The sequence below is a fragment of the Limnohabitans sp. Hippo3 genome (genome assembly GCF_003063665.1).
Lineage (GTDB): Bacteria > Pseudomonadota > Gammaproteobacteria > Burkholderiales > Burkholderiaceae_C > Limnohabitans_A.
This window is the reverse complement of the sequence record NZ_NESF01000012.1, coordinates 1-11,508: the sequence shown is the minus strand read 5'-3', so window position 1 is coordinate 11,508 and position 11,508 is coordinate 1. Positions and strand designations below refer to the sequence as shown.

The 11,508-nt window shown below is 57.4% G+C and carries 10 protein-coding genes; 9 read left to right on the top strand and 1 reads right to left on the bottom strand.

The genetic code is table 11. The annotated features are described in order from the left end of the window. Nucleotide 1 precedes the first annotated feature (1 nt). The 8 genes from B9Z34_RS12155 (at nt 2) to B9Z34_RS12120 (ending at nt 8,340) form a co-directional block, all read left to right on the top strand. The gene (locus B9Z34_RS12155; RefSeq protein ID WP_108428388.1) at nt 2-1,249 is read left to right on the top strand and encodes a M20 aminoacylase family protein; all 1,248 of its coding nucleotides are present in this window, start codon (nt 2-4) and stop codon (nt 1,247-1,249) included. A 32-nt stretch (nt 1,250-1,281) separates the two neighbouring features. Continuing rightward, a complete protein-coding gene (locus B9Z34_RS12150) occupies nt 1,282-2,865 on the top strand; it encodes an ABC transporter substrate-binding protein (RefSeq protein WP_108428387.1) in 1,584 nt (527 codons plus the stop codon). 3 nt (nt 2,866-2,868) lie between these two features. Further along, complete coding sequence (locus B9Z34_RS12145; RefSeq protein WP_108428386.1) at nt 2,869-3,777, top strand: ABC transporter permease; 909 nt, start codon at nt 2,869-2,871, stop codon at nt 3,775-3,777. Then, nucleotides 3,774-4,742 (top strand): ABC transporter ATP-binding protein, encoded by a 969-nt coding sequence (locus B9Z34_RS12140; protein ID WP_108428385.1) that lies wholly within the window; start codon nt 3,774-3,776, stop codon nt 4,740-4,742. Before B9Z34_RS12145 ends, B9Z34_RS12140 begins: the two co-directional genes overlap by 4 nt. Next, nucleotides 4,739-5,728, top strand: coding sequence for an ABC transporter ATP-binding protein (locus tag B9Z34_RS12135; protein WP_108428384.1), 990 nt, complete (start codon nt 4,739-4,741; stop codon nt 5,726-5,728). Before B9Z34_RS12140 ends, B9Z34_RS12135 begins: the two co-directional genes overlap by 4 nt. A 57-nt stretch (nt 5,729-5,785) precedes the next feature. Then, nucleotides 5,786-6,121 (top strand): helix-turn-helix transcriptional regulator, encoded by a 336-nt coding sequence (locus B9Z34_RS12130; RefSeq protein ID WP_108428383.1) that lies wholly within the window; start codon nt 5,786-5,788, stop codon nt 6,119-6,121. A 135-nt stretch (nt 6,122-6,256) separates the two neighbouring features. Beyond that, entirely contained in the window at nt 6,257-6,964 is a 708-nt protein-coding gene (locus B9Z34_RS12125) for a type II toxin-antitoxin system HipA family toxin (protein WP_108428382.1), read from the top strand. Next, a complete protein-coding gene (locus tag B9Z34_RS12120; RefSeq protein ID WP_108428381.1) occupies nt 6,922-8,340 on the top strand; it encodes a porin in 1,419 nt (472 codons plus the stop codon). Before B9Z34_RS12125 ends, B9Z34_RS12120 begins: the two co-directional genes overlap by 43 nt. 470 nt (nt 8,341-8,810) lie before the next feature. On the opposite strand, the gene B9Z34_RS12115 is transcribed toward B9Z34_RS12120, so the two are convergent. Continuing rightward, nucleotides 8,811-9,848, bottom strand: a complete 1,038-nt coding sequence (locus tag B9Z34_RS12115; RefSeq protein WP_158268728.1) for a porin — start codon at nt 9,846-9,848, stop codon at nt 8,811-8,813. Between the two features lie 84 nt (nt 9,849-9,932). On the opposite strand from B9Z34_RS12115, the gene B9Z34_RS12110 reads away from it, so the two are divergent. Continuing rightward, nucleotides 9,933-11,249, top strand: a complete 1,317-nt coding sequence (locus B9Z34_RS12110; protein ID WP_233249584.1) for a hypothetical protein — start codon at nt 9,933-9,935, stop codon at nt 11,247-11,249. The last annotated feature ends 259 nt before the right edge of the window (nt 11,250-11,508 follow it).

The window sequence follows — 11,508 nt, the reverse complement described above, 5'->3', positions numbered from 1 at the left end:
CATGGGCGCTTCTTTGCAGTCGGTCTTGGGGCGAGGCGCGGCGTTTGCACGCATCGCCCAATTCCACCCGGAGTTGACAGCTTTCAGGCGCGACCTGCACGCCAACCCCGAGCTGGGCTTTGAAGAGGTCTACACCTCAGCCCGCGTGGCCGAGATGCTCAAGGTTTGCGGTGTAGACAGCATCCACACGGGCATTGGCAAAACCGGCGTGGTGGCCTTGGTGCACGGCCAAGGTCGCTCGGCCAGCAACCCCGGCCGCATGATTGGCCTGCGGGCCGATATGGATGCGTTGCCCCTGACCGAGTTCAACGAATGCACCTGGAAATCGTCCAAGCCTGGTCTCATGCATGGCTGCGGCCACGACGGCCACACCGCCATGCTGATGGGCGCTGCGCGCTATTTGGCCGAAACCCGGCGCTTTGACGGCACGGCCGTGCTGATTTTTCAGCCCGGCGAAGAAGGCTATGCGGGTGCCCGCGCCATGATGGAAGACGGCTTGTTCGAGCGCTTTCCTTGCGAGCAGGTCTACGCCCAACACAACTCCCCCGAAACGCCTTTGGGCGTGATCGGCATCACCCCTGGCCCCATGCAGGCGGCGGTGGACCGGATCGAGATCCACATTCGCGGCAAAGGCGGCCACGGTGCCCGCCCACACCAGGCGGTTGACCCCGTGCTGGTGGCAGGCCACATCATCACCGCCGCGCAAAGCGTGGTGGCACGCAACCTGTCGGCCTTTGACCAAGCAGTCGTCAGCATTTGCTCGATGCAGGGCGGCCATCCGGGTGCGATGAGCGTCATCCCGGGTGAGGTGACTTTGGTGGGCACTGTGCGCACCTACAGCGAGGGTGTGCAAGACCAGATCGAAGACCGTCTGCGTTCTTTGTGCACCGGCATTGCCCAGGGCTTTGGTGCATCGGCCGAATTGACTTACGAGCGCGTCTACCCCGCCACGGTGAACACCGTGCCCGAAGCTCAGTTTGCCTGCGATGTGGCGGCCAGCTTGGTGGGCGAAGACAAGGTCTGGCGCAATATGCTGCCCAGCATGGGCGGCGAAGATTTTTCCTTCATGCTGCAGGCCAAACCCGGTGCGTACATCCGCATCGGCCAAGGCCTGCCCCATGGCCCCGGCCCCCATCCGCTGCACAACAGCCGTTACGATTTCAACGACGAGATCCTGCCTTTGGGCGCGGCCTTGCACGCCAGTTTGGTGGAGCAGGCCTTGCCCTTGGGCACCACGGTCAAACCTTGACCGTTTTCACTTTCAACCTCAGGAGTTTTCTCATGCGCACTTCCAAACTCTCCCGCTCGCTGGTGGCTGCGGCCATCGTTTCGACCTTGTCCTTGGGCGCTGCACACGCGGCCACGGTGCGCATCGCCAACCAGGGCGACGCCTTGTCGATGGACCCGCATTCGCTCAACGAGTCACTGCAACTGAGCGTGACCAACAACGTCTACGAATCGCTGGTGGCCGTGAGCAAAGACCTGAAGTTTGAACCCGGCTTGGCCTCTTCATGGAAGCAGACATCGCCCACCGTGTGGCGTTTTGAGCTGCGCAAGAACGTGCGCTTCCATGACGACACGCCATTCACCGCCGATGACGTGGTGTTTTCACTGAACCGCGCTGCAGGCGAAGGCTCGGACATGCGCAGCAACACCAACGACATCAAGGAAGTGCGCAAGATCAACAGCCACACCATCGAGATCGAAACCAAGTCCCCTTTCCCCATCTTGCCCAACGTCTTGTCGACCGTGTACATCATGAGCAAGAAGTGGTGTGAGGACAACCAGGCCACGCGCCCGGTGGACCGCCGCAAAGGCATTGAAAACGCAGCCTCTTTCCGTGCCAACGGCACAGGCCCTTACCGCTTGCGCGAGCGCCAGCCCAATGTGCGCACCACCTTTGTGCGCAACGGCAGCTACTGGGGCAAGATCGAGGGCAACGTGGACGAGGTGATCTTCTCCGTGATTGCCAACGACCCCACCCGCGTGGCGGCTTTGCTCTCGGGCGAGATCGATATCATGGAACCAGTGCCTGTGCAGGACGTGCCGCGCATCAATGCGGGCGCCAACACACGCGCTCTGGTGGCCCCCGAGCTGCGCACCATCTTTTTGGGCATGGACCAAAAGCGTGACGAACTGCTGTACTCCAGCGTGAAGGGCAAGAACCCCTTCAAGGACAAGCGCGTGCGCCAGGCCTTCTACCAGGCCATCGACATCGAAGGCATCAAGCGCACCGTGATGCGTGGCGCCTCCAACCCCAGCGCCTTGATGGTGGGCCCCGGCATCAACGGCTACAGCGCCGACCTGAACAAGCGCCTGCCTTTTGACCCTGAGGCCTCCAAGAAGTTGCTGGCCGAAGCGGGTTACCCCACAGGCTTCTCGGTGGACATGAACTGCCCCAACGACCGCTATGTGAATGACGGTCAGATTTGCGAAGCCGTGGCCGCCAACCTGGCACGCGTAAACATCAAGGTTAACCTCAAGGCCGAGACCAAGGGCACCTATTTCCCCAAAATTCTGCGCCGCGACACCAGCTTCTATCTGCTGGGCTGGACCCCCAGCACCTACGACGCGCACAACGCACTCAATGCCTTGATGCGCTGCGTGGACGACAAGGGTACAGGCCAGTTCAACCTGGGCGCTTACTGCAACCCCAAGGTGGACGAGTTGACGGTCAAGATCCAGAGCGAGACCGATCAGGCCAAGCGCAACGCGATGATCAAGGAGGTCTTCGAATTGCACAGTGCCGACATCGGCCACCTGCCTTTGCACCAGCAGGCATTGGCCTGGGGCACCAGCAAAAAAGTCACGCTGGTGCAGCGTGGCGACAACTACATGCCGTTCAAGTCCATCACCATCAAGTAATCCATGAACGCATTGAAACGCTGGCTGAACAGCGATGTCGGTTACAGCTTCCGCCAATCGCCCACGGCGATGGTGGCGGCTGGCATCGCCTTCGTTTGTCTTTTTTGTTCAATTTTTGCTGGCTGGGTCTCACCGACCAACCCGTTTGACCTGGCCACGCTGGAGCTGAGCGACGCCCGCTTGCCTCCGGCCTGGATGGAGGGCGGCAGCACCAAGTTTTTGCTGGGCACTGACGATCAAGGGCGTGACATTTTGTCGGCCCTGATCTACGGCTCGCGCATCTCTTTGGTGGTGGGCTTGGCCTCGGTGGTCTTGTCGGTGGTCGTGGGCGTAGGCCTGGGTTTGCTGGCGGGTTTCAAAGGCGGCTGGATTGATGCCTTGCTCATGCGCTTGTGCGATGTGATGCTGTCTTTCCCCGCCATTTTGGTGGCGCTGTTGATCGCGGGCGTGGGGCGTGCTCTGTTCCCCAATGCGCACGAGTCCCTGGCTTTTGGTGTGTTGATCCTGTCGATCTCGCTCACCGGGTGGGTGCAATACGCCCGCACGGTGCGTGGCACCACTTTGGTCGAGCGCAACAAAGAATATGTGCAGGCCGCCCGCGTGACGGGTGTGGCACCCTTGCGCATCATGGCCAAGCATGTGCTGCCCAATGTCATGGGCCCGGTCATGGTGCTGGCCACCATCCAGGTGGCCACGGCCATCATCACCGAAGCCACACTGTCATTTTTGGGTGTGGGCGCACCGCCCACCTCGCCCTCGCTGGGCACGCTCATTCGTGTGGGCAACGACTATTTGTTCTCGGGCGAATGGTGGATCACGATTTTCCCGGGCCTGATGCTGGTGCTGATCGCCTTGTCCGTCAACTTGTTGGGTGACTGGTTGCGCGACGCGCTGAATCCGAGATTGCGATGAGTCTTTTACAAGTCAAAAACCTGGTGGTGGAATTCCCCAGCCGCCACGGCACGCTGCGTGCGCTGGACGATATTTCTTTCGACATCGCCCCCGGTGAAATTCTGGGCGTGGTGGGCGAGTCGGGCGCAGGCAAGTCGCTCACGGGCGCGGCCATCATTGGCCTGCTGGAGCCGCCTGGCCGCGTGGCCGGGGGGCAAATTTTGCTCGAAGGTCAGCGCATCGATCACTTGAATGCCGATCAAATGCGCCACATTCGGGGCCGCAAAATTGGTGCGATTTTTCAGGACCCGCTGACCTCGCTCAACCCGCTGTATTCCATCGGCAGGCAGCTGACCGAAACCATTCTGGCGCACCTGCCGGTGACGCCACAGGAGGCACGCCAGCGCGCCATCCAGTTGCTCAAGGACACGGGCATCTCGGCTGCCGAAGAACGCATCGACCACTACCCGCACCAGTTTTCCGGTGGCATGCGCCAGCGCGTGGTGATCGCCTTGGCCTTGGCTGCCGAGCCGCAACTCATCGTGGCCGACGAGCCAACCACCGCGCTCGATGTGTCGATCCAGGCGCAGATCATCAGCCTGCTCAAAAAGGTCTGCAAGGACCGGGGCGCTGCCGTCATGCTGATCACCCACGACATGGGTGTGATCGCCGAGACCTGTGACCGCGTGGCCGTGCTCTACGCCGGGCGCGTGGCCGAAATCGGTCCGGTGCACCAGGTCATCAACCACCCGGCCCACCCTTACACCGCAGGCCTGATGGCCTCGATCCCCGACATGGACAGTGACCGCGAACGTTTGAACCAGATCGACGGCGCCATGCCGCGCCTGAACGCCATCCCGCAAGGCTGCGCCTTCAACCCGCGCTGCCCCAAAGCCTTTGACCGCTGCCGCCAAGACCGACCCGAATTGGTCCAGGCTGGGGCCAACCAGGCTGCCTGCTGGCTGCACGATGGGAGCGCGGCATGAGCGATAAAAAGCCTTTGGTCGTCGCGCACGACCTGGCCAAAACCTTTGATGTCTCGGCCCCGTGGCTCAACCGCGTGATCGAGCGCAAACCGCGCCAGATGCTCAATGCCGTCGATGGCGTGAGCTTTGAGATCGAACGTGGCAAAACCCTGGCCTTGGTGGGCGAGTCCGGCTGCGGCAAAAGCACCGTGGCCCGCCTGCTGGTGGGTTTGTATGAGCCCACACGCGGCGGCCTGACCTTTGATGGGCAGGATGCCCACGCCGCTTTCAAATCGTCCGATGCCCGGCAAATGCGTCAACGCATCCAGATGATTTTTCAGGACCCCTATGCCAGCCTGAACCCACGCTGGACGGTGGACAACATCATTGGCGAGCCACTCAAGGAGCATGGCTTGATCAGCGACGCCGAAGAGCTCAAAGCCCGCGTGGCCGAATTGCTCAAATCGGTCGGTCTGTCGCCGCTCGACATGGTCAAGTACCCGCACCAGTTCTCAGGCGGGCAACGCCAGCGCATCTCGATTGCTCGTGCGCTGGCCACCGCGCCGGAGTTTCTGGTGTGCGACGAGCCGACCTCGGCGCTCGACGTGAGCGTGCAGGCGCAGGTGCTCAACATCATGAAAGACCTGCAGCGCGAGCGGGGCCTGACCTACCTGTTCATCAGCCACAACCTCGCCGTGGTACGCCATGTGAGCGACCAGGTGGGCGTGATGTATCTGGGGCGTCTGGTGGAGCTGGCCGACAAACAGACCTTGTTCTCCAACCCGCAGCACCCCTATACCAAGATGCTGCTGGACGCGATTCCCAAGATGCACGACACCGGCCGCGCCCGTACCCCCGTACAAGGCGAAGTGCCCAACCCGCTCAACCCACCGAGCGGCTGCACCTTTCACCCCCGCTGCCCGCAGGCGACCGATGTCTGCCGCGCCGAACGTCCCGCTTTGCGCGACTTCAAAGGCATCAAGATCGCTTGTCATGCGGTGGTGTGATTTCATAAGGTGATTTAAAGATTGAAATTTCCGTCATTGTTCGAATAAAATCAAATAATGACCGAATTTTTAGACTTTAACTTCTCTTCGGCCGAGGAGATTTCACTGGCCTTGGCGCAGCGATTAAAACGCCTGCGGATTCAAAAAGAGATTGCTCAAGCCGACATGGCTGAGCGCATGGGCGTGTCTCGCAGCACACTCAACACGCTCGAAAACACGGGCAAAGCTTCGGTGATCGCCTGGATCAAACTGGTCCAGTGCCTCGGTCAAGAGGGACAATTGCAGCCCTTGTTCAAACCCGTTGTCGCGTCCATTGCGGACATGGCGCAGCAACAAAAACCGGCTCGGCAGCGTGTCTCTCGCACGCGCCACCTTCCGAAGAACAAGCCATGAAAAAGGTCCAAGTCCGCTACGAGGGATGGGGCGAAAACTGGCACCTCGCAGGAGGCCAGGCCCAAAGTTTTGGTGTTCTATGATCCGGTCACGTCTCGCATCAGCACGACACCCATGTCATCAGGTTCAGGCTGATTGGTCAAATTTCAGGCCCTGGGTGAGCACAAAGAAGTGTGTGCCGTCGAAGCGTTTTATGCGCAACTGGCCAGCGCATGTGGTCTGGATGTGCCCACCACACGCGTGTTCGATTTGAGCCCTCAACACGCGGCACTGGGCATTGAACGGTTCGATCTGGCGCAGGGCTTGCGTGTTCCGATCCATTCACTGGCCGGTTTTTTGCACGCTGACTTCAGAATCCCGTCGGCGGTGGACTACACCACTTTCTTGCGTGCCACACGCATGATCACGCGCGATGAGCGTGAGGTGCAAAAAGCGTTCGAGCGTGCGGTCTTCAATGTGTTGTTTCACAACCGGGATGACCATGCCAAAAACCTGGCCTACCGCATGGATGCGCAACGGCACTGGAAACTGGCCCCGTGTTTTGACCTCACGTACAGCGAAGGTCCCGGCGGGGAGCATCAAATGGACGTTTGCGGAGAAGGGCTGAACATCACCCGCAGCCATTTGACGAAATTGGCACAGCAAGGTGGGCTCGATGCAAGGTGGGCAGCTCAAAGACTGGATGCCATGCTCGAAGTGGTGGATCAGTGGTCCACGCTTGTCGAGACCTTTGATATCCGACGAGCGACACGCCAGAAAATGCACCAGGTCGTCATCCGACAACGCGAAGCACTAGGGAAATCCGGACCAGTTGCCAGAGTACGCTCTTCCGGTACAGCCTGATTGCTCTGGCTACATTGGCAGCCACCGGCGTTTACGCCCAATCTTCTGTTCAAATTTATGGTGTGGTTGATGCCCGTATCAACTCCATCAAGACCGACAACAACGGCACGTTGACACGCTTGGACAACTCTGGCGCTGCCAGCTCGCGTCTGGGTTTCCGCGGTACTGAAGACCTAGGCGGCGGCTTGAAAGCCAAGTTTGTGCTGGAAATGGGCATGAACAATGACACTGGCGCTGGTCAAAACACCACCGCCAACAACACCAACATGGGTCAGAACCTGAGCGTGGGTTCTGGATCCTGGAAAGCTGGTCAAACGGTTGACGCTTCTACATATCGCACCCAAGGCAATACTCCAAGTTCTTCTGGTTTGGGTGGCTTGCAAGGCCTGACCTTTGGCCGTCAAGCCTTTGTGGGCTTGGAAGGTGGTTTCGGTGAAGTGCGTCTGGGCCGTGACTATGCACCCACATTCTGGAACCTGAGCGTTTACGATCCGTTTGGCACCAACGGTGTTGGCCAGTCGCACAACATTTCCCTGGGCACCATGCACCCAGTGGGCGCTTTCATCGCCCCTCCAGGATCTGCTGCTCCTGGCGTGCGTTCTTCCAACGCCATCAACTACTTCACACCCACAATGAATGGCTTCCAAGCCAACGCCATGTACGGTTTCTCTGAGCAGCGCACCAACTGCTTGGGCGTGAACACCGTCGGCGCTACTGACTCTGTTGCCAACGGTTGCGATGCACAAAAAGGCGACGGCGAGTACATGGGCATCCGCTTGATGTACAACCAAGGCCCTCTGAGCTTGTCTGCTGCCACTGGTAAAACCAAGTATGCCAACAAGTTGACAGCTGAAGCACGCGCCATTATGGTGCAAGAAGTTGGTATCAACAACGGTCCTGCCCAAATCGGCAACGTTCCTTTCATGGGTGATTACACAGCCATGAACATTGGTGCCAGCTACGACTTCGGCGTTGCCAAAGCCATGTTCCAGTACGGTACACAAAAGCGTGCTGCTTACACCAACACAGGTTACGACGCAGCAGGCGCTATTGTTGACACCGCAGTTGTGGCACAAACGCTCAAGCACACAGGCTTGGGCGTGGCTGTTCCCATGGGTGCCACCACACTCAAGGCGTCTTACAACTGGGGTAGCCGTAACAGCACCACAGCAGGCGCTGCGGACTTGAAAGCCAACCAGTTGGCCGTGGGTGCAAACTATGCTTTGAGCAAGCGCACTCAACTTTATGCAACTTACTCGACCTTGACAGCTAAGAACGGTGCAACAGCAGCGTTGGCCACTGTGTCTAACGCTTCCAGCACAACCCAAAGCAAGAAGTCTTCGGGCTACGACATCGGTCTGTCCCACTCCTTCTAATTCCCCGCTGGCGCAAGCCAGTTAAGATTTCGAAGAATAGAAAACCCACCGTGGCAACACGGTGGGTTTTTTATTGGTTTTCCCAGCAACACACAGGCTCTCGGTCATATACAACGCCAGGCGCACTGCCAAGCGTGTGAATGGTATGGCATGAAGGGTGGAGTGTCACGAATGTTGGTACAGGCAACTCACCTTACCCAGAATACAGCAGTAGGTACATTCCCAATTGTTCAGCCCATGACTGAGCCCATCGTCTGGCGTTCAGTTCAACAGCAGAGGATGGCAGAGGCTGTGGCTGCTGGGCAGTGGCAGCCACTGTTTGAATCAAACCAAACGGTGAACATCCAGCAACGAGACGATGATCTTTTTTGCTGACTGCAGCGCCAGCGTGCAGTCGTAAAAAAACCCACCGCGTTGCCACGGTGGGTTTTTAGGCTTTTAACTCTCAGCTGGCTTGCGCCGGCGGGGAATTAGAAAGTGTGACGCAGGCCCAAAGTTGTGGATGTGTACTTGATTTCAACATCTTTAAACTTTTGCTGACCTGTGAAAGCATACACGTTGGTGCGCTTGCTCAGAGCGTAAGAAGCGCCCAGTTGATAAGCGGAGACTTTCACAGACTCGCCATCTTCTTTGATCTTGCCAGCGCTGGTGCTACCGAACAAGGTTGCGGCACCCATTGGCACAGCAGCAGATAGTGTGTTGCTGGTCCACTTGACAGTGTCGTACTTAGTGCTGTTGTTCACGAAACCAACTTTGGCAACGCCGAAGTCATAGGAGGCAGACAAGTTGTTAGCTTTACGCTTGTTGTAATCAAGCCCACTGACTGGGATGTCAGAAGCTGTGACACCCAGCAGTTTGATAGCTGCGAAAGTGCCGTTCTTTGTTTGCTCGTAAGCGTAACCAACAGCCAATGGACCGTTAGCATAGTTCAAACGAACGCCAGTTGTTTCGTTTTTCTTCTCGTTGCTCGCAGCAACTGTAGTTGGGTTGTTTGTGCCCTCAGCTGCATCTGCATTTTTCCATGTTTCACCCAGAGCCATTTCAGCAGCAACAGTGAAACCGCTGAAAGAAGGCGATGTGTAAATAAAGGAATTGCTCACGCGAACCAAGCTGTCCAAGGCACCCAAGTAGCCTGTTTGGCCATTCAGGTTACCCAACATGTCGCCAGCGGCTTGGTTGTTGTGATGCAGGGAGTACTGACGACCCATGTTGAAAGTACCGAATGCACCTTCAACGCCAACGTAGGATTGACGGTTATTGTCGCCAAATGCGCTGTTGGCTTCTGTTGGGTCAAGGCCCAACTCGACCACGAAGTTGGCTTTCAAGCCGCCGCCCAAGTCTTCAGTGCCCTTGAAACCAATACGGTTGCCAGACATGCCGCCTTGCACGCCAGCAGTTTGCTTCACTGTGGTGTCTCCAGCAGTCAGTTTGTTGGACTGGAAGCCAGTGTCAAACACGCCATACAAAGTCACGGTGGACTGAGCGAAAGCGCCTGTTGTGGCTGCCAATGTAGCCAGAGAAGCTAGAATGAAATGAGACTATGAGCAGTTTATTGAACAGACATTTTTGTCAGTCTGTCATATCGTAGATTCATGGTCATTCAATACATAAATTCAAATCAGATTGTCAGCTTCCAGGACTTCCTGGAGGATGCTCTGAACCGCGTTCAAAAAAGTGGTGTCTCGCCACTGGTTGTGCTCAACGATAACAAGCCCGTTTTTTATGTTCTTCCGCCAGAAGGTTGGGACTTGATCTGCACGGGTCAGGGTTCCCCGGCTTCCAGAACAGTCCAAAGCGCACGACCTGCAGAGTGGGATCAGGCGGCTGAGGTTGAAGCACGACTGACCAGGCGAGAGTTGGCAGACGATCAGAAGAGTTTTGAAAAACAGAACAAATTCACGCGTTTGGCCGATGAGTTGCTGGATGCCGAGTGGGAGCGCGTTTCCCGCAAGGAGTTGAGCTCGGCTTCAGTAGGGATTCAGAAAAATCGACTGGAAGCGCATGTCTTGCCGTTCTTTCGATACATACCGCCGACGCAAGTCACCCATGTGGACTTAGAAGGCTTTGTGTCGCGATTGACGCAGCATCAATTGACGACGACCACGATTTCTCAGTACCTGGTGCTGGTTCGAAAACTGTTGAAACTGGCTGTGCGCAAGGGCTTGCTGAAAGAGGTGCCCGAATTCCCTCGCGTCAAGGTGTCTACCCAGCCCCGGTCCATGTTGACCGTGAGTGAGTATGCCAAGTTGGCTCGCACTGCGCTGAAGATGTCTCGCAATGGCGTGATAGCACCGCCCCTGAAGTCAACGGACGGCCATCGTGATCGGTTTTGGGTATCGCCTAAAAACATGTTGTTGGCACCGGACATGTTTTGGGTAATTCGGTTCATGGTCAACAGTTTTGTTCGTCCGGGAGACTTGAGGCAGCTCAAGCACAAACATGTGACGGTGGTTCGGGGTGATGCGGTGTATTTGCGCTTGAATTTGCCGGAGACCAAAAAACATGACAAACCCATGGTCACGCTACAACCGGCTGTTCATGTGTACGAATCGCTGCTCAGGCACACCACAGCTGAGGGTTATGGCGGGCCGGATGACTATGTATTTTTGCCTGCCGAAAAGGACAGGAGTTATGCCTTGGCTGTTTTGGGCTTTTGGTTCAAATGGGTCATGCGAGAAGCTGGGCTGCCACTCACCGACAGCATGAACAGACCTCGAACCTTGTATTGCCTGCGGCATACATCGATCATGTTCAGGTTGTTGTACGGGCAAGGCATCGACATGTTGACCTTGGCACGAAATGCCCGAACTTCGGTCCAGATGGTCGAGCGCTTTTACGCTTCTTCGCTCGATGGCGAAATGAATGTGGCCATGCTGCAAAGTCGACGGACGTCTAAGAAGAAGGTGTGATGGCTGAGGCTGTGCCTTCGTTTGAGATGGATACCCGCATTCGCGGGTATGACAGACTCGTGTCACCCTGTTCTAGTCACCCCCGACTCGATCGGGGGTCCATGCCTTCGCCGGCCGTGGATACCCGCATGCGCGCATATGCGCTAACTTAAAATATCAATTTGAGATATGCTCTTCTCCATTGCGTATGGAAGGAGAAGGCCATGGAGTGCTCGGTGCAGCCGTCGGAATTTGTTCGCCTCGATGAGGACTGGCAGCT

Excerpts from the sequence above, each read along its gene's own strand:
- B9Z34_RS12135 (WP_108428384.1), top strand. The coding sequence starts at position 4,739 with ATGAGCGATAAAAAGCCTTTGGTCGTCGCGCACGACCTGGCCAAAACC.
- B9Z34_RS12110 (WP_233249584.1), top strand. The coding sequence starts at position 9,933 with ATGGTCATTCAATACATAAATTCAAATCAGATTGTCAGCTTCCAGGAC.
- B9Z34_RS12155 (WP_108428388.1), top strand. The coding sequence starts at position 2 with ATGGGCGCTTCTTTGCAGTCGGTCTTGGGGCGAGGCGCGGCGTTTGCA.
- B9Z34_RS12150 (WP_108428387.1), top strand. The coding sequence starts at position 1,282 with ATGCGCACTTCCAAACTCTCCCGCTCGCTGGTGGCTGCGGCCATCGTT.
- B9Z34_RS12145 (WP_108428386.1), top strand. The coding sequence starts at position 2,869 with ATGAACGCATTGAAACGCTGGCTGAACAGCGATGTCGGTTACAGCTTC.
- B9Z34_RS12140 (WP_108428385.1), top strand. The coding sequence starts at position 3,774 with ATGAGTCTTTTACAAGTCAAAAACCTGGTGGTGGAATTCCCCAGCCGC.
- B9Z34_RS12130 (WP_108428383.1), top strand. The coding sequence starts at position 5,786 with ATGACCGAATTTTTAGACTTTAACTTCTCTTCGGCCGAGGAGATTTCA.